Origin of the sequence: Kerstersia gyiorum, assembly GCF_004216755.1 — a bacterium.
Classification (GTDB): domain Bacteria; phylum Pseudomonadota; class Gammaproteobacteria; order Burkholderiales; family Burkholderiaceae_B; genus Kerstersia; species Kerstersia gyiorum.
Map to the genome: position 1 here is coordinate 780,352 of NZ_SGWZ01000001.1, position 17,243 is coordinate 797,594.

The following is a 17,243-nucleotide window of genomic DNA, read 5'->3' on the forward strand; positions in this document are numbered from 1 at the left end:
CGCTTTTAGCTCTCGAGCTTTTCTTTCAACAGACTATTGACCTGCTGCGGGTTCGCCTTGCCCTTGGCGGCCTTCATGATCTGGCCTACCAGCGAGTTGAACGCCTTCTGCTTCCCGGCGCGATACTCCTCGACAATCGCCGGATTGGTCGCCAGCACTTCGTCGATCATCGCGCCGATCGCGCCAGAATCGCTGATCTGCTTCAGGCCGCGAGACTCGATGATCGCATCGGCATCGCCATTGCCTTCGCCGGCCCACAGCGCCGCGAATATCTCGCGGGCGATCTTGTTGGATACCGTGCCGTCGGCAATACGGGTTACCAGCTTGGCCAGGCTCGCGGCGCTGATCGGGCTGTCCGCAATCGTCTTCTCCTCGCGGTTCAGCGCAGCTGCCAGTTCGCCCATGATCCAGTTGGCTAGCGTCTTGGCATGGCCTTCCGGCACGGCTGCAGCGGCCTGCTCGAAATAGGCGGCGGTGTCGCGGTCTGCGCCCAGTTGGGATGCATCATAGGCCGTCACGCCATACTGCTCCTGCAGGCGGGCCTGCAGGGCGGCGGGCAGCTCGGGCATGGCCGAGCGCACTGCCTCGATCCATTCCGGTGAAATCGCGATCGGAGGCAGGTCGGGATCGGGGAAGTAGCGGTAATCGTGCGCATCTTCCTTGCTGCGCATGCTGCGCGTTTCGTCGCGGTCGGCATCGTACAGGCGGGTTTCCTGCACCACGGTGCCGCCGTCCTCGATCAGCTCGATCTGGCGGCGCGCCTCGTAGAGGATGGCGCGTTCCAGGAAACGGAACGAGTTCACGTTCTTGATTTCCGTACGGGTGCCGAACTCCTTCTGGCCAACCGGACGCACCGACACGTTGGCGTCCACGCGGAACGAACCTTCCTGCATGTTGCCGTCGCAGATGCCCAGCCAAACTACCAGGCTATGCAGGGCGCGGGCGTAGCCCACGGCCTCGGCTGCCGAACGCATTTCTGGTTCGGAAACAATTTCCAGCAGCGGCGTACCGGCGCGGTTCAGGTCGATGCCGGTTGCAGGCGTGCCATTGGCAAACGCGAAATCATCATGCAGCGACTTGCCGGCGTCTTCTTCCAGGTGGGCGCGGGTCAGGTTGACCGTCCTGCGCTCCTCGCCCACGAAAAAGCTCAGGCTGCCGCCCTGCACCACCGGGATCTCAAACTGCGAAATCTGATAACCCTTGGGCAAGTCCGCGTAGAAATAATTCTTCCGGGCAAACACCGACAGCGGCGCGATATGCGCGCCAACGGCCAGGCCGAAACGGATGGCACGCTCCACGGCGCCATAGTTGGGCACGGGTAGGCTGCCGGGCAGCGCCATATCCACCAGGTTGGCCTGGGTATTGGGCGCGGCGCCGAAGCGGGTGCTGCTGCCAGAGAAAATTTTGGAATGGGTGGAAAGCTGGGTATGGGTTTCCAATCCGATGACGATTTCCCAGGCCATTAGAGCGACTCCGGTTTACGTTGATGCCAATCGGTGACTTGCTGATAACGCTCGGCGATGGCCAGCAAGCGGCCGTCCTGGAAATGGTTGCCGATCAGCTGCATGCCCACGGGCAGCGGCTTGGCGCGGGTGGTATCGAAACCGCAGGGAATGGCGACGGACGGCAGGCCGGCCAGGTTCACGCCCAGCGTATAGATATCCGACAGCCAGTCGGCGCGCGGGTCATCGCTGTTCTCGCCGATGCGGCGGGCAGCCTGGGGCGAGACTGGGCCGAGGATCACATCGCACTCTTCGCGCAAGGCCTTCTGGAAGTCTTCCGCGATCAGGCGGCGCAGGCGCTGGGCCTGCAGGTAATAGGCATCGTAATAACCATGCGACAGCACATAGGTGCCCAGCAGGATGCGGCGCTGGGTTTCGGTGCCGAAACCCTCGGCGCGCGAGCGGCTGATCATGTCGTTCAGGTCGGTGAACTGCTCGGCACGGTGACCGTAGCGCACGCCGTCATAGCGGGCCAGGTTGCTGGAGGCTTCTGCCGGGGCGATCACGTAGTAGGCCGGAATGGCCAGTTCGGTGCGCGGCAATGAAATGTCCACGCGGCGGGCGCCCAGCGCTTCGAATTCGCGCAAGGCGGCTTCGATGGCATCCGCCACCTGGGGGTCCAGCCCGTCGCTGAAGTATTCGCGCGGCAGGCCGATACGCAGGCCTTCCAGCGGGCGGGCACCAGCAGCGGCCTGGGCCGCCTGGCTGGCATCGTAGTCACGCGACAGCCAGCCATCCGGGATGTCGTGGCTGGTGGCATCCTTGGCATCGAAACCGGCAATGGCGTCCAGCATCAGGTAGACGTCACGGGCGCTGCGCGCCAGCGGGCCGGCCTGATCCAGGCTGGAGCCGTAGGCGATGATGCCGAAGCGCGATACCGCGCCATAGGTCGGCTTGATGCCGCTGACGCCGCACAGCGCGGCCGGCTGGCGTACTGAGCCGCCGGTATCCGTGCCGGTGGCGGCAGGCACCAGGCCCGCCGCCACGGCGGCGGCCGAACCACCCGACGAACCGCCGGGGACGGCATCCTGATCCCAGGGGTTGCGTACCGGGCCGAAGGCCGAGTTCTCGTTGGCCGAGCCCATGGCGAATTCGTCGCAGTTGAGCTTGCCCAGCGAGACTGTGCCGGCTGCCAGCAGCTTCTCGACCACGGTGGCGTCGAAGGGGCTGACGTAATTGGCCAGCATGCGGCTGCCGGCTGTCGTGCGCCAGCCCTGGGTGACGAAAGTATCCTTGTGGGCGATGGGCACACCGGTCAGCGGGCCGGCCTGGCCGGCGGCGATGCGGGCATCGGCGGCACGGGCCTGGGCCAGGGTCAGGTCGGCATCGACATGCAGGAAAGCGTTGAGGGTGTCGGTGCGGCCGATGGCGTCCAGCGCACTCTGGGCCAGTTCGGCGGCGCTGACCTGGCGCTGGTCCAGGGCCAGGCGCAGGCCGGCAATGCCGTCGAACCCGGCATGGAGGGGAGATTGGGACATGATTATTCGATCACCTTGGGAACCAGGAACAGGCCGTCGGCCGCTGCGGGAGCGTTGGCCATCAGGGCGTCGCGCTCCGCCGGCGTGGCCGGGGCTGCGGTGACGGCATCTTCGCGCAGGCGGGCCACGACTTCGCCATTCACCGCCAGCGGGTGGGCCAGCGGTTCCACGCCGCTGGTATCGGCCTGGCCGAGCTGCGTATAGATATCCAGCAGACGGTTGAGTTCATCCTGGGTGCGGGCAGTTTGCTCCGGGGTCAGGGCGATGCGGGCCAGCCGGGCGATGCGTGCCACGTCTTGTTGATTGAGCGCCATAATTCTCTGCAGCGACGGGGGGGCGAAAAACGCCGGCCCGGACTGTCTGTCAAGGAAGTTGGAAGAAAATGAGCCCGACAAGAAGTAAGAAAGTCGCAAAACTCTTTGCTTCTTAAAGGGCGTGCGAAAATTATAAGTTATGATTCATGATCCATTCGGCCTGGCCAGGATGGCGTGCCCGTGTGCGTGTCCGCCCGACGCCGATCTGGTCTCCTTGCGGCGCCATGACTGACAGCTGGCGTCCGTTTCCCGTTTTCCCCCGCAATCCTGCTAGCTGAGTTCCCATGTTCGGATTCTTGCGCAGTTATTTTTCCAGCGATATGGCGATCGACCTGGGTACCGCCAACACGCTGATTTATGTTCGTGGCAAAGGTATCGTGCTCGATGAGCCTTCCGTTGTCGCCATCCGCCATGAGGGCGGCCCTCACGGCAAGAAGATTATCCAGGCAGTGGGCCAGGAAGCCAAGCAGATGCTGGGCCGTGTGCCCGGCAACATCGAGGCGATCCGGCCCATGAAGGACGGCGTGATTGCCGACTTCACCGTTACCGAGCAAATGCTCAAGCAGTTCATTCGCATGGTGCATCCCCGCAACATGCTGGCGCCCAGCCCGCGTATCATCGTGTGCGTTCCCTGCGGTTCCACGCAGGTCGAGCGCCGCGCGATCCGCGAGTCTGCCCAGGGCGCAGGCGCAAGCCAGGTGTTCCTCATCGAGGAACCCATGGCTGCCGCCATCGGCGCGGGCCTGAATGTGTCCGATGCCAGCGGCTCCATGGTCGTTGACATCGGCGGCGGCACCACCGAGGTAACCGTGATCTCGCTGGGCGGCATGGTCTACAAGGGCTCCGTGCGCGTCGGCGGCGACAAGTTCGATGAAGCCATCGTGACTTACATCCGCCGCAACTACGGCATGCTGATCGGCGACCCGACGGCCGAGCTGATCAAAAAAGAAATCGGTTCTGCTTTCCCTGGCTCCGAAGTCCGCGAAATCGAGGTCAAGGGCCGCAATCTGGCCGAAGGCGTGCCGCGCAGTTTCACGGTATCTTCCAACGAGATCCTTGAATCGCTGACCGACCCGCTCAACCAGATCGTATCGGCCGTCAAGGTGGCGCTGGAAAACACGCCTCCGGAACTTGGCGCCGATATTACCGACAAAGGTATCGTGCTGACTGGCGGCGGGGCTCTGTTGCGCGATCTGGATCGCTTGCTGCAGGAAGAAACCGGCCTGCCGGTCGTGGTGGCCGAGGACCCGCTGACTTGCGTGGTGCGTGGCTGCGGCGATGCGCTGGAGCACCTTGAAAAGCTCGGCGCGATCTTCGTTAACGAATAATCCTGGCCTGACGTGCGGGCCGGGTCGGTTTCTGGCCTGATATGCAACACGCTCCTGCACCGCGCCTGTTCAAGCATGCGCCGTCGCTCGAAACCCGGATGATAGCCCTGGCGCTGTTGGCGCTGGCGCTGCTGGTGGCGGACGCCCAATGGCGTCCGGCGCTCGAACCGGTGCGCCAGGGCCTGAGCCTGGCCATCTATCCTTTCCAGCGTGCGGTACTGTTGCCGCGCGACCTGGTGCGTTCGGTCAATGATTGGCTCAATGCGGCGGCACTGGTACGTTCCGAGAACGAGTTGCTGCAGCGCCAGCGCATCGAACTGGCTCAGATTTCCACGCATGCGGCCCAGCTCGCGGCGGAAAATGCGCAGTTGCGGCGCCTTTTGGGCGTTGGCGACCGCCCGGCAGGGCGGGGCGCTGTGGTCGTGCAGGTCATGTACGAGCCCTTGAGCGTCTACAACCGCCGGCTGGTATTCGATAAAGGCGCCTCCAGCGGCATTGCTGCCGGCATGCCTGTCATCGACGAAGGCGGCGTGGTTGGGCAGATCGTTCGCACCACGCCCATGACCTCCGAGGCCGCGTTGCTTACCGACGAAGGGGTGTCCATTCCCGTGCAGTCTCTGCGCAATGGCTTGCGCCTGATTGCATTTGGCGGCAAATCGCCTGGCAAGGTGGAAGTCCGCTACCTGTCCGCTGATGACGACATTACCGAAGGCGACATCCTTGTCACCAGCGGCCTGGGGGGCTTTTTCCCGGCGGGCCTGCCAGTGGCGCGCATCGAACGGGTGGAGCGGGATACCGAGTCTGGCTTTGCCAGCGCCGTTGGCGAACCCTTGTCGCATCCCGAGCGCTACCGGCACTTCCTGGTGCTGCTCGATGGCGAGGCGGCGTCCCAGCCGGATGGCGCGACACCTGAGGAGACGCCATGAGCACCCGGCGCGAAGAGGCTGCGCTGCGCTCGCGGGCGCGCTCCGGCAAACCGCCAGTGCCGCGTTCGCGGATTGTCGAGGACGACATCCTGGTGCCGGCGCGGGGCTGGTTTGTCTGGGTGACGCTTATTGGCTTCTGGCTGCTGTCCCTGTTGCCCTGGCGCGCCTGGCCAAGTTCGCCGGACTTGCTGCTGCTTGCCCTGGCCTTCTGGGCCGTGCACGAGCCTGCGCGGGTAGGGATGCTGGTCGCCTTCGTCTTTGGCATCCTGATGGATGTGCACGATACCGTGCTGCTGGGGCAGCATGCCCTGATCTATGTGCTGGTAGTCTATGGCGCGCAGGCCCTGCATCGCCGCCTGCAACGGTTCGACCTGTTGCGGCAGGCGCTGCATATGCTGCCCATTTTCGTGGCCGCCACATTGCTGGGGCTGATGGTTTCCGCCTGGCTGATGGGCGCCTGGCCGGGCTGGGTCTGGCTGCAGGGCGCCGTGCTGACCGGCGTATTGTGGCCGGTGCTGGGTTGGGTGCTGCTGTTGCCGCAGCGCCGTATTGACGATACCGACGGTACGGTGCGCTGACCCCCGCCATGTTCGAGTTCAAGCACACATCCAAGCAGCTGAAAGAGCGCTTCGGCCTGCGCGTGCTGGTGGCAGGCGTCTTCATCCTGGTGCTGTTCGGCATTCTGGTCTGGCGTTTCTATTACCTCCAGGTGGTGCGCTATGACAATCTGTCGGCACGCGCCGAAAGCAACCGTATCTCGGTGGCGCCGATTACACCCAGGCGCGGCGAAATACGTGACCGCAATGGCGAGGTGCTGGCGCGCAACTACCGCAGCTACACGCTGGAGGTCGTGCCTGCCCACGCCGGGGATATCGACAAGATGCTCGATGACCTGGGGGCCGTGGTGCATATCGGTGAATCGGAGCGGCGGCGTTTCAAACGCCGCGTCGGCGAAAGCGGGCGCTATACCAGCATTGTCCTGCGCAATAACCTGAACGATACCGAGGCTGCCTGGTTTGCCGCGCAGTCCTTCCGTTTTCCTGGCGTGGAAATCAAGGCGCGCTGGGTGCGCGAGTATCCCTTTGGTGAAGTGGCGGCCCATGTGATCGGTTATGTCGGCCGGCTGTCGGAGCAGGATTTTGCCAACCTCGAAGAGCGCGGCCAGTTGGGCAACTACCGCGGTACAGATGTCATCGGCAAAAAAGGCCTGGAAAAAACCTGGGAAGAAGCACTGCACGGCCGTACCGGGATAGAGGAAGTGGAAGTCACGGCGCGCGGCCGGCCGGTACGGGTGCTGCGCCGGACCATGCCCGAGCCGGGACGCAATTTGTATCTGTCCCTGGACATCCACCTGCAGAAGGTGGCCGAAGATGCATTCGAAGGCCGTCGGGGCGCGCTGGTGGCGATAGAACCCGAGACCGGCGACGTGCTGGCATTTGTCTCGCAGCCTTCTTTCGACCCGAACCTGTTCATCGACGGAATAGACGTGGCCAACTGGCGCCGCCTGAACGAGTCGCCGGATCGGCCGCTCATCAATCGCCCGCTGTTCGGCACCTATCCCATCGGTTCGACCTATAAGCCGTTCGTGGCGCTTGCGGCGCTGGAAATGGGCAAGCGCAAGGCTTCGGACCGCATGTTCGACCCCGGCTACTACGAATTCGGCGGCCAGCGCTTCCGCAATGCCGGTTCGGCCGCCTATGGCTCTATCGACATGACGCGCGCGCTGATTGTGTCCTCGGATACCTACTTCTATTCGCTGGGGCCGGAGATCGGCGTGGATGCCTTGCATGATTTCATGCAGCCCTTCGGTTTTGGCCGCCTGACCGGCATTGACCTGGATGGAGAAAAAGCCGGGGTGTTGCCGTCACGCGAGTGGAAGCGGCGCGCCTACCGCGACCCGGCTCAGCAGCGCTGGTACGCTGGCGAAACCGTGTCCATCGCAGTGGGGCAGGGCTATAACTCCTTCACCCTGCTGCAACTGGCGCAGGCCACGGCCGTGCTGGCCAATGGCGGCAAGTACATGACGCCCAGGCTGGTGCAGGCGCTGCAGAATGCAGCCACCGGCCTGTTGCAGCAATTGCCCAACAAGCCGGAACACGAACTCGGCCTGAAGCCCGAAAACGTGGACGTCATACGCAAGGCCATGGTCGAGACGGTACGGGCCGGCACGGCGCGTTCGGCATTCGCCAATACTCCCTACCAGGCTGGCGGCAAGACCGGGACGGCGCAGGTATTCAGCCTGCGCGGCACCAAGTACCGTGCCGAAGCCATTGACGAGCGCTTGCGCGACCACGGGGTCTTCATTGCCTTTGCGCCGGCGGAAAAGCCAGCCATCGCAGTGGCCGTCCTGGTGGAAAACGGCGGCTGGGGCGGACGTTCTGCGGCGCCCATTGCCCGCAAGGTGCTGGATTACTGGTTGGTGGAGCGCCCGGCGCTGGAGCGCGAGGCCGCCGAAGCCCAGGCCCGGACGGTGCAGTCTGCCGATGTGGCTGCGCCGTCAGCTTCTGCTGGCGACGCTGCCGGGGCGGCTGCTGTTTCCCCGGCCGGCGGCAAGACGCAAGGACAAGGGAGCCGCGGATGAAACGTTTCCTGGCCGGTGTCCGGTATATGTTCAGCGTGCTGGATTGGCCGTTGCTGATGATCCTGTGCATGATGGCGGCGCTGGGCCTGATTGTCATGCATTCGGCGGTGGGTAGCACGGATTGGCGTTTTGCCGACCAGGCGCGCAACTTCCTGATCGCTTTTTGCGCGATGTGGGTGGTTGCCATGGTGCCCCCGCCACAGCTGATGCGTTTTGCGGTGCCGGCCTATATGGTTGGCGTGGCGCTGCTGATGGCGGTCGAACTGTTCGGCGAAACCAGCCTGGGAGCGCAGCGCTGGCTGAATCTCGGTTTCATCCGGGTGCAGCCGTCGGAAATGATGAAAATCGCCGTGCCGCTGATGCTGGCCTGGCATTTCCACCGTGGCGATGGCGTCCTGCGGGCGCGCGACATGTTGCTGGCAGGCTTGCTGCTGCTGGTGCCGTTCCTGCTGATCGTGAAGCAGCCCGACCTGGGCACGGCGCTGCTGGTCTTTGCCGCCGGTTTCTGCGCCATCTATTTTGCCGGGCTCTCGTTCCGCCTGCTGGCCCCTGTGCTGATCGTCGGTGTGCTGGCGCTGGGAGCGCTGATCTACAACGAACCCTATCTGTGCGAGCCGGAAGTCGATTGGGTGGTTCTGCATGATTACCAGAAGCACCGGGTCTGCACCCTGCTCAATCCCGGCTCAGATCCGCTGGGCCGGGGCTTCCATACCATTCAGTCCATGGTCGCGGTGGGCTCGGGCGGCTTGTATGGCAAAGGTTATATGCGCGGTACGCAGACCCACCTGGATTTCATTCCGGAACGGACGACGGACTTCGTCTTTGCGGTTTATGCCGAAGAATTCGGCATGTACGGCGGCATCCTGCTGCTGGTGCTGTACGGCTTGCTGATTGCGCGCTGCCTGGTGATCGCAAGCGGCGCCGCCACGCACTTCGGCCGCCTGATGGCGGGGGCGCTGGCGATGATGTTTTGCGCCTATGTCTTCGTCAATATCGGCATGGTGACGGGGATACTGCCCGTGGTGGGTGTTCCCTTGCCCTTCATGAGCTATGGCGGAACGGCACTGGTTACGCTGGGTGTGGCCTGCGGCATCATGATGAGTATTGCGCGCTACCGGCCGCCCAGGGATTAGCGGCGGCAGGCGGGGGATGCGTCAGGCGGGCAACAGGCTGGGGGTATTGCCGTAAAGGCCCAGCAATAGTTTCTCGACCGGGCGCGGCAGCGCCAGCTGTTCCAGCGTGCTGATATCGAACCAGCGGCAATCGGCAGGCGCGTCGCAGGGCTGCGCCAATTCGGCCAGGCAGGGTTGCGCCAGCAGCCGGTAATGGGTGAAGACATGTGAAAAGGGTGCCAAGGTTACGAAGTCGGCCGGCACGGCGCCGCACAGGGCTTGCAGCGCGTGTACCGGGGCTTCGCCGCTGCCGAATTCAGGCAGGCTCCACAGGCCGCCCCAGATGCCGTGCTGCGGCCGCTGCTGCAGAAGCAAGCGATCACCGCAACGAATAAGCAGCATGGACGTGCTTTTCTCGGGAATGGCCTTGCGCGCCTTGGGGGTGGGCAGCTCCAGCTGGCGCCCGGTTTTCAGGGCGATGCAGCCGCTTGCCAGCGGACATTGGCTACAGGAGGGCGTGCCGCGCGTACAGACGGTGGCGCCGAGATCCATCAGCCCCTGGGTGTAGGCCGGCATGCCGGCATCATGCATGCCGGTGCCGGGCAGTGCGGCATCGGCAAGGTCCCAGAGCCGCGTTTCCGTTTCGCGTTTCGACGGGTCGCCATCAATACCGAAATAGCGGGCAAAGACGCGCTTGACGTTGCCGTCGAGGATGGCGGCACGGCGGTCCCAGGAAAAGGCGGCAATGGCCGCCGCCGTCGAACGCCCGATGCCTGGCAGGGTTTTAATATCGGCAGGGTCCTGCGGGAATTGCCCGTTCCATTCGGTAGCAATGGTCTGGGCGCAGCGATGCAGGTTGCGGGCACGGGCGTAATAACCCAGCCCCGCCCAGTAGGGCATGACTTCTTCCTGGTCGGCGGCGGCAAGCGCGGCAATATCGGGAAAGCGGGAGAGAAAACGCACGTAGTAGCCCAGGACAGTACTGACCTGGGTTTGCTGCAGCATGATTTCGGAGAGCCAGACCCGGTACGGGTCGCGGGTCTGCTGCCAGGGCAGGCCGTGGCGGCCGGCCCTGGCCTGCCAGTCGATGATGCGGGGCGCGATATCCATGGCTTGGATTATCGCACCGGCCCGGGCTGGCTGGATACTGCTGCCAGCCCGGACTCCCGCTCAGGCCTGGGCCTGGGCTTCGGGGAAGGTGCCGACCAGGCCACCGTCCTTGCGCCAGATCACCACTGTCGCGGGGCGCGGGCGCGTGGCCTTGGCGCCGTCCGGCCAGGTGGAAATGGCGGTGGGAGCGGCTTGCGACTCGGCAACGCCAGCGCCTTCGCCGGGGTGCTGGATATTGATGAACAGATACTTCATGTCCGGCGTCCAGGTCACGCCTGTGACCTCGCAGCCCTTGGGGCCGACCATGAAGCGGCGGATTTCCTTGGAGACCGGGTCGGCCACCAGCATCTGGTTGTTGCCCTGGCCTTCGTAGTCGCCGCTATTGTCATAGCTGCCGTCCGTCTGGATCCACAGCAGGCCGCGCGGGTCGAATGCCAGGCCGTCCGGGCTGTTGAAGGTGTTGTCCTTGGTAATGTTGGCCGAACCGGCGCGCAGATCACCTTCCGGATAGACATTGGGGTTGCCGGCCAGTACGAAAATGTCCCATTCGAAGCTCAGGTTGGCGGGGTCGCCGCCGGCTTCGCGCCAGCGCACGATCTGGCCGTACTTGTTGCCGTTGCGCGGGTTGGCGTCGTTGGCTTCCGGGTGCAGCGGGCCGCCTGGATAGCGTTCCTTGCCATTGCCGCGCGAGCTGTTGTTGGTCAGCGTGACATAGGCCTCGCGGGTGTCGGGGTGCACAGCCACCCACTCGGGTCGGTCCATGGGGGTGGCGCCTACGGCGTCGGCGGCCTGGCGCGTCTTGATCAGCAGTTCTCCCATGTCGTTGTTGAACAGGTCGCCCAGGCGTTTGCCGTCGAGTGTCGGGGTGTCCAGCGTCAGCGGAATCCAGCGGCCCACACCGGCGAAGTCGCCGCTGGTGTCGCCGTTGTCGAAGATCGCCACGTACAGCGTGCCTTCGTGCAGCAGCCGGTGGTTCAGTTCCGGCGTGGCGGGGTCGTACTTGCCGCTTGAGACGAACTTGTAGATGTATTCGCTGACTTGGTCATCGCCCATATAGACGACGACGCGCTTGTCGTCCGCCAGGGTGATGGCGGCGTTTTCATGCTTGAAGCGGCCCAGTGCGGTCAGCTTCTTGGGAGCGGAAGAGGGGTCGAAGGGGTTGATTTCCACCACCCAGCCGAAGCGGTTGGCTTCGTTGGGTTCTGCGCTCCAGTCGAAGCGCGAATCATGCGTGTCCCATTTGTAGGAGCTGCTGGAGGTCTTGCCACTGCCCTTGTAGCGCTGCAGGTGGGATTTCTGTTCTGCATCGACGTAATCGACGGCGTTGGCGTCCTTGTTTCCCACGCCGAAGTAGTCGGTGAAGTTTTCCTCACAGGTCAGGTAGGTGTTCCAGAACGTATGGCCGTTGCCGCAGTTGCCGTAGGTGCCGTAGGCGTAGCGGCCTTCCGGGTCGGCGTTGGTCTTGGCCAGACGGCTGCCGGCGGCGGGGCCGACCAGCTGCATCAGCGTGGTGGCATTGACACTGCGGTTGTAGCGCGAATCCAGCACCATTTCCCAGTTGCCCTGGCCATTGAGGCGGATGTGCTTGACCGAGGCGCCCTGGGCATGTTGCGATTTGCGCACCCAGTCCAGGTTCCAGCCAGCCTTGCCTGGCTCTATGCCTTTGGGGAAGAAGAAGTGCGGGGTGATGTATTCGTGGTTGGTGACCAGCAGGCCTTCCGTACTGCTACCCGAAATGCTGTTGCTGCCGTCGATCGGGAAGAAGTGCATGCCATCATGGTTGTAGCCGATCTGCAGTGACTGCGCGGTGCCGCCGTCGCTGGCATCACCCTTGAATGTGGGCGAGTAGACGTGCAGGGGATCGCCCCAGCGCGTGATGACGGCGCTGGCGTAGCCGTCCGGCAGGGTGATGGCGTCGGCGGTGTTGTGGGGAATGCCCTTGAACGCCTTGATTTGTTCGGCATCCAGCTTGGGCAGGGTCGAGCCGTCCGTGTCGCCGCCGCCATGATTGTCGTCGTCTTTGTCGCCGCTGCTGCCACAGGCTGCCAGGGTGCTGCCGAAAAAGCCGACGGCACCCATGCCCAGGCCGGTTTTCAGGAAGCCACGGCGAGCTTGGGCGATGCTGACTACCTCGTTGAATGAGCGGGCTTTGGAAGGGTTGGACGGGATATCGTCGAGATCGAGTTCGTTCATTCGGAAATCATCCTTGGCGTGCGGGTGGAGAACAGTGGCAAGTGAAATGCCGCGCAGGCCGCATGATGCGTGTCCGATATGACTCGTCAGTGACGAAGCGTTATCTGATTGTCATGTCTAGCAATGAGAATGATTTGTTTATTTGATTGGGTGGGCAGCGTCAGGCGGGGCCGGGTGCGACTGCCGCAGGGTGACAGGCTGCGGAAGGTGGGCGGCGGGCCGGAGCCGGGCCGCCGCCGGCGCTTCAGAACCGGGTGCTGCGGGTGACCGACCAGCGTGCCGCCAGGGCGCATAGCGCAGCGGTGATGACGATGGCCGGCAGAAGATCCGCCGCGGCGGGCAGCTGCAGGGTAATGGTGGTGTTGTAGCTTTGCGCCAGGCGCGTCAAGGCGCCGTTCATCGGGTGCAGGGCAAACACGGCGAAGACGATCGCCAGCAGCGAAGCCAGCAGGCCGCTCAGTGCACCCTGGTACAGGAATGGCCGCCGCACGAAGGATTCCGTGGCGCCGACCAGCCTGGCCACGGCGATTTCCTCGCGCTGGGTCAGGGCCTGCATGCGAACGGTATTGAACACGGTGGCCAGCACTACCAGGCCAACGGCGATGGCCAGCAGCAGCAAGGCGATGCGGGCAGTGCTGGCCAGGGCCTCCAGTCGTTGCATCCAGTCGCTGTCGAGCTGGACGCGGTCCACGCCAGGCCAGGACTGCCACTGCTGTGCCAGCTGCGTGGCCGTTTCGGTGGCCTGCGGGCCAGCGGCAAAGGTGACCGTGATGGCATCCGGCAAGGGGTTGTCGGGCAGTACCGCCAGCGCATCGCGCCAGCCAGGGGTACGCTGCAGCGCAGCCAGTGCATTTTCCTTGGGCACCAGCCGTGCAGACTGGATCTCGGCACCGTTTTCTCTGCGCACGCGTTCCAGCGTTTTGGTGCTGGCATCGCGTGGCGTGCCTACCTGCATGAAGACAGTGACTTCCGGTGTGACGGAAAGATCACGGGTAACTGGTCGGGCAGCGTCGAGGATGGCCGCGCCCAGCAAGGGCAGGCACAGTGCCAGCGCCATGATGCACAGATTGGCCAGCGACGAGAAAGGTTGGCGCGCCAGCCGTTGCAAGGCAATGCCCAGGGCATAGCGGTGTTGTCGCAACAGGCTTTTCATGAGCGGGCCTCCATGCGGCCGGCGTCGCGGAAGCGTCCCCCGGCTTCCAGCACCAGCTTGCGGCTGGCATAGTGCGCCATCAGGGCTTCGTCATGGGAGGCGATCAACAGGGTCACGCCGACACGATTGAAATCCCGGAAGACATTCATGATGCGGCGCGCATTGTCCTGGTCGAGGTTGGCAGTGGGTTCGTCTGCGATCAGGATGGCGGGCCGGTTGACGATGGCGCGCGCAATGGCCAGGCGCTGCTGCTCGCCACCGGACAGTGCGATGGGATTGAGCATTTCCTTGCTGGACAGGCCGACCTTCTCCATTGCGGCGCGGGCTCGTGCGGCAGCCTGCGTACGCGGCAGCCCCATGACAGCCAGCGGCAGCATGACGTTTTCGAAGGCGCTGCGGTCGTACAGCAAGTGGGTGTCCTGCAGGATCACTCCGACGGCGCGGCGCAGGTAGGGGCGCGCGCGGGCCGGCAATGATTGCAACTGCTGTCCGCTGACGATGATGCGCCCGCGGCTGGCGTCTTCCAGTCCGCCCACCAGTTTCAGCAGTGTCGATTTGCCCGCGCCGGACGGGCCGGACACAAAGACGAATTCACCCGCCGTGACGTGAAAGCTGACGTCGGCCAGGATATTGGCGCCTTGTCCGTAGGATTTGAATACGTGCTGGAATTCGATCATGTCATGCCTGGTGCAGGCGGACGCGTAATAAAGCGGACGCAGGGTTGATTAATGATTCTACTCACAGCCGCGCCAGAGTTAAAGGTGCGCCGCAGGAGGGCAGGCTGCGCCGGAAGGGGGCGGACAGTGCGGTTCGGACTGCCCGGCGGCCGCTGGCGTGCAATGGCCTGCCGAGCGATTTGCCTGGCGGCCTTGCAGGTCCTTGAAATGATGGGGAATCCACGCAGCGCCGGGTGATTGCCAATATGTCCGTATCGGGCCGTGCAGGCCATCAGGGGGAAATTTGATATGGAACAAATGGTATCAGCGCAGCCGTTCGTATGATGCCACTGTTGCCGGAATGCCGCGTCCGGAAAAAGAGTTGCGCCGCCAGTGCTTCGCGGCCCGTCTGGCCGATATGCCGGTGCTGTTCCCGTTGCGGTCTGTAGCCTGCCTGGAATCCTTGTTCCATGGAACGGCCTGGTGGCAAAGAATTGTTGCAACCGCACATCGCTGCCCTGGCGTCTTGATGTGAGTCAAGGCTCAGGTTTGCGTTCCATGATCGAATGTTCGATAATTTCAGTAAATACAGAAATCATCGTAACAAGAGATTAAAAAGGACCTCCGTATGCAGGAGCTCAGCCCGCAGATTCAACGCTTCATTCTCCACTTTGGTGAGATGGGCAGCCGCTGGGGGGTCAACCGCACCGTCGGCCAGATTTACGCATTGCTGTTCCTGGCGCCCGACCCGTTGTGCGCGGACGACATTGGTGATGCGCTGGGTTTTTCCCGTTCCAACGTCAGCATGGGCTTGAAAGAGCTGCAGTCCTGGCGGCTGGTGAAACTGGTGCACAAAGTAGGAGACAGGCGCGATTTCTTCGAGTCGCCCAAGGATGTCTGGGAAATTTTCCGCATCCTGGTGGAGGAAAAGCGCAAACGCGAAATTGATCCGACCATGTCATTGCTGCGCGATGCTTTGCTGGAACCGCCTGCGGACGGCAAAGAAGCCTACGCGCAGCAGCGCATGACGGAAATGCTGGAACTTATCGAACTGTCTACCGGCTGGTTCGATGAGGTCCACCGGCTGCCGCCGGAAACTCTTGAGAGCCTGATGCGCCTGGGAAGCCGGGTGCAGAAGGTTCTCGGCCTTGCCGGAAAACTGAGTGGAAAAGCACGCGCGAGTTGACATCATGCACACCCTTTTAATTACGGCTGCCCCGCAGGCGACCCGGACCCGGGCCTCGGCAGCTACCTGTAGCCGGGCCCGCATGCAAGAAGAGGCCGGCCATGTTTGAATTCGACGTCGTAGGTCTGTCGCGCCTGCAGTTCGCCGCGACGGCGCTTTTCCACTTCATCTTTGTGCCATTGACGCTCGGGCTGTCGTTCCTGCTCGCCATCATGGAAACGATCTACTTCGTTTCCGGCAAGGATATCTGGCGTCGCATGACTCTGTTCTGGGGCACGCTGTTCGGTATCAACTTCGCCATTGGCGTCGGCACCGGCGTGGTCATGGAATTCCAGTTCGGCATGAACTGGTCCTACTACAGCCACTACGTGGGCGATATCTTCGGGGCGCCGCTGGCGATCGAAGGCCTGATGGCATTCTTCCTTGAAGCGACCTTCATCGGCCTGTTCTTCTTCGGCTGGAACCGCATGTCGAAGCGCGCCCACTTGATCGTGACCTGGCTGGTCGCGCTGGGCACGAACTTCTCCGCATTGTGGATTCTGGTGGCCAACGGCTGGATGCAGTATCCGGTGGGCGCCATCTTCAATCCCGACACCATGCGCATGGAGATGACCAGCTTCGTCGAGGTCATCCTCAATCCGGTGGCACAGGCCAAGTTCCTGCACACGGTCATTGCCGGCTACATCACCGGTTCCATGTTCCTCGTGGCCGTCAGCGCCTGGTATCTGCTGCGCCGCCGCAACGTCGACCTGGCCAAACGTTCCATCCTGGTCGGTTCGGCCTTCGGCATGCTGGTGTCGCTGGGTTCCATCACGCTGGGCGACGAAAGCGGCTATCTGATCGGCGAACACCAGCAAATGAAGATTGCTGCGCTGGAAGCCATGTGGGAAACCGAACCCGCGCCTGCGCCCTTCAATGTGATTGCCATCCCCAACCAGGCGGAAATGAAGAACGACTTCGCCATTCAGATTCCCTGGGTCATGGGCCTGATCGGCACGCGTTCGTTCACCGAAGTCATGCCTGGCATCCATGAGCTGATCGAGCGCGCCGAAGGCCGCGTGGCAGAGGGCATCAAGGCCTACTCCGCGCTGGAAGCCGTGCGTGCCAATCCTGCTGATATCGAAGCCAAGACCTACTTCACCGAGAACTGGCGCAACCTGGGCTATGGCCTGTTGCTGAAGAAGTACCGCGACGACATCGCCAACGCCACGCCTGAAGAAGTCGCCATGGCTGCCCGCGATACCCTGCCGGATGTCTGGCCGCTGTTCTACGGCTTCCGCATCATGGTTGCGCTGGGCTTCTACTTCCTGATCTTCTTCTCGATCATGTTCTGGCTGAGCGTGAAGAACCGGGTTGGCGCCATGACGCCGGGCCGCCTGAAGTTCCTGATGTGGAACATCTTCACCCCCTGGGTGGCGATTGAGTGCGGCTGGTTCGTGGCCGAGTATGGCCGCCAGCCCTGGGTGATCGACGGCATCCTGCCGACCGCCTACGCCGCCTCGGCGCTGAGCGTGACGCAGCTGTCCATCAGCCTGGCGATCTACGTGACGCTGTATGTAACGCTGTTCATCATTGGCACCAAGGTCATGTTGCACGCGATCCGCAAGGGCCCGGATTACTACGCGCCCGTCATCGCCAACAGCAAGCCTGACACGGCAGCCGGACGGGGCGTCAAGCCCGCGGTCCAGCATTGAACTCGGAGCA

At 63.3% G+C, this 17,243-nt stretch carries 14 protein-coding genes; 7 read left to right on the forward strand and 7 right to left on the reverse strand.

The annotated features are described in order from the left end of the window. Positions 1 to 5: 5 nt before the first annotated feature. Genes gatB through gatC form a run of 3 tightly spaced genes read right to left on the reverse strand, consistent with a single transcriptional unit; the run spans position 6 to position 3,294 of the window. A complete protein-coding gene (gatB, locus tag EV679_RS03505; protein WP_130486511.1) occupies positions 6 to 1,463 on the reverse strand; it encodes an Asp-tRNA(Asn)/Glu-tRNA(Gln) amidotransferase subunit GatB in 1,458 nt (485 codons plus the stop codon). Further along, positions 1,463 to 2,980: an Asp-tRNA(Asn)/Glu-tRNA(Gln) amidotransferase subunit GatA gene (gene gatA, locus EV679_RS03510; protein ID WP_068367265.1), complete on the reverse strand. Its 1,518-nt coding sequence runs from the start codon at positions 2,978 to 2,980 to the stop codon at positions 1,463 to 1,465. The genes gatB and gatA overlap by 1 nt, the downstream gene beginning before the upstream one ends. 2 nt (positions 2,981 to 2,982) lie before the next feature. Continuing rightward, complete coding sequence (gatC, locus tag EV679_RS03515; protein ID WP_068367263.1) at positions 2,983 to 3,294, reverse strand: Asp-tRNA(Asn)/Glu-tRNA(Gln) amidotransferase subunit GatC; 312 nt, start codon at positions 3,292 to 3,294, stop codon at positions 2,983 to 2,985. Positions 3,295 to 3,578: 284 nt separating this feature from the next. Between gatC and EV679_RS03520 the strand changes: the two genes are divergently transcribed. Genes EV679_RS03520 through rodA form a run of 5 tightly spaced genes read left to right on the forward strand, consistent with a single transcriptional unit; the run spans position 3,579 to position 9,262 of the window. After that, positions 3,579 to 4,622, forward strand: coding sequence for a rod shape-determining protein (locus EV679_RS03520; RefSeq protein WP_130486512.1), 1,044 nt, complete (start codon positions 3,579 to 3,581; stop codon positions 4,620 to 4,622). A gap of 41 nt (positions 4,623 to 4,663) precedes the next feature. Then, positions 4,664 to 5,548, forward strand: coding sequence for a rod shape-determining protein MreC (mreC, locus tag EV679_RS03525; protein WP_127775197.1), 885 nt, complete (start codon positions 4,664 to 4,666; stop codon positions 5,546 to 5,548). After that, entirely contained in the window at positions 5,545 to 6,126 is a 582-nt protein-coding gene (gene mreD, locus EV679_RS03530; RefSeq protein WP_083969364.1) for a rod shape-determining protein MreD, read from the forward strand. Before mreC ends, mreD begins: the two co-directional genes overlap by 4 nt. 8 nt (positions 6,127 to 6,134) lie before the next feature. Further along, positions 6,135 to 8,129, forward strand: coding sequence for a penicillin-binding protein 2 (mrdA, locus tag EV679_RS03535; protein ID WP_083969363.1), 1,995 nt, complete (start codon positions 6,135 to 6,137; stop codon positions 8,127 to 8,129). Continuing rightward, positions 8,126 to 9,262, forward strand: a complete 1,137-nt coding sequence (rodA, locus tag EV679_RS03540) for a rod shape-determining protein RodA (RefSeq protein WP_068367255.1) — start codon at positions 8,126 to 8,128, stop codon at positions 9,260 to 9,262. The genes mrdA and rodA overlap by 4 nt, the downstream gene beginning before the upstream one ends. Positions 9,263 to 9,283: 21 nt before the next feature. On the opposite strand, the gene mutY is transcribed toward rodA, so the two are convergent. The 4 genes from mutY to EV679_RS03560 all read right to left on the reverse strand — a co-directional run bounded on the left by mutY (position 9,284) and on the right by EV679_RS03560 (position 14,374). After that, on the reverse strand, positions 9,284 to 10,351 hold the full coding sequence (mutY, locus tag EV679_RS03545) for an A/G-specific adenine glycosylase (protein WP_130486513.1): 1,068 nt from the start codon (positions 10,349 to 10,351) through the stop codon (positions 9,284 to 9,286). 60 nt (positions 10,352 to 10,411) lie between these two features. Continuing rightward, a complete protein-coding gene (locus EV679_RS03550; RefSeq protein WP_130486514.1) occupies positions 10,412 to 12,544 on the reverse strand; it encodes a PhoX family protein in 2,133 nt (710 codons plus the stop codon). Between the two features lie 244 nt (positions 12,545 to 12,788). Next, the gene (locus EV679_RS03555) at positions 12,789 to 13,697 is read right to left on the reverse strand and encodes a cell division protein FtsX (RefSeq protein ID WP_130486515.1); all 909 of its coding nucleotides are present in this window, start codon (positions 13,695 to 13,697) and stop codon (positions 12,789 to 12,791) included. Beyond that, on the reverse strand, positions 13,694 to 14,374 hold the full coding sequence (locus tag EV679_RS03560; RefSeq protein ID WP_068367247.1) for a cell division ATP-binding protein FtsE: 681 nt from the start codon (positions 14,372 to 14,374) through the stop codon (positions 13,694 to 13,696). The genes EV679_RS03555 and EV679_RS03560 overlap by 4 nt, the downstream gene beginning before the upstream one ends. A 607-nt stretch (positions 14,375 to 14,981) precedes the next feature. Between EV679_RS03560 and EV679_RS03565 the strand changes: the two genes are divergently transcribed. Together EV679_RS03565 and EV679_RS03570 are read left to right on the forward strand one after the other, a co-directional pair. Continuing rightward, positions 14,982 to 15,539 carry a GbsR/MarR family transcriptional regulator gene (locus tag EV679_RS03565; protein WP_068367245.1) on the forward strand — a complete coding sequence of 186 codons (558 nt, stop codon included), beginning with the start codon at positions 14,982 to 14,984 and terminating at the stop codon, positions 15,537 to 15,539. A gap of 101 nt (positions 15,540 to 15,640) precedes the next feature. Further along, positions 15,641 to 17,233 carry a cytochrome ubiquinol oxidase subunit I gene (locus EV679_RS03570; protein WP_068367243.1) on the forward strand — a complete coding sequence of 531 codons (1,593 nt, stop codon included), beginning with the start codon at positions 15,641 to 15,643 and terminating at the stop codon, positions 17,231 to 17,233. Positions 17,234 to 17,243: the final 10 nt, after the last annotated feature.

Coding starts and splice junctions, on each gene's coding strand:
- gatB (WP_130486511.1), bottom strand. CDS start 1,463: ATGGCCTGGGAAATCGTCATCGGATTGGAAACCCATACCCAGCTTTCC.
- gatA (WP_068367265.1), bottom strand. CDS start 2,980: ATGTCCCAATCTCCCCTCCATGCCGGGTTCGACGGCATTGCCGGCCTG.
- gatC (WP_068367263.1), bottom strand. CDS start 3,294: ATGGCGCTCAATCAACAAGACGTGGCACGCATCGCCCGGCTGGCCCGC.
- EV679_RS03520 (WP_130486512.1), top strand. CDS start 3,579: ATGTTCGGATTCTTGCGCAGTTATTTTTCCAGCGATATGGCGATCGAC.
- mreC (WP_127775197.1), top strand. CDS start 4,664: ATGCAACACGCTCCTGCACCGCGCCTGTTCAAGCATGCGCCGTCGCTC.
- mreD (WP_083969364.1), top strand. CDS start 5,545: ATGAGCACCCGGCGCGAAGAGGCTGCGCTGCGCTCGCGGGCGCGCTCC.
- mrdA (WP_083969363.1), top strand. CDS start 6,135: ATGTTCGAGTTCAAGCACACATCCAAGCAGCTGAAAGAGCGCTTCGGC.
- rodA (WP_068367255.1), top strand. CDS start 8,126: ATGAAACGTTTCCTGGCCGGTGTCCGGTATATGTTCAGCGTGCTGGAT.
- mutY (WP_130486513.1), bottom strand. CDS start 10,351: ATGGATATCGCGCCCCGCATCATCGACTGGCAGGCCAGGGCCGGCCGC.
- EV679_RS03550 (WP_130486514.1), bottom strand. CDS start 12,544: ATGAACGAACTCGATCTCGACGATATCCCGTCCAACCCTTCCAAAGCC.
- EV679_RS03555 (WP_130486515.1), bottom strand. CDS start 13,697: ATGAAAAGCCTGTTGCGACAACACCGCTATGCCCTGGGCATTGCCTTG.
- EV679_RS03560 (WP_068367247.1), bottom strand. CDS start 14,374: ATGATCGAATTCCAGCACGTATTCAAATCCTACGGACAAGGCGCCAAT.
- EV679_RS03565 (WP_068367245.1), top strand. CDS start 14,982: ATGCAGGAGCTCAGCCCGCAGATTCAACGCTTCATTCTCCACTTTGGT.
- EV679_RS03570 (WP_068367243.1), top strand. CDS start 15,641: ATGTTTGAATTCGACGTCGTAGGTCTGTCGCGCCTGCAGTTCGCCGCG.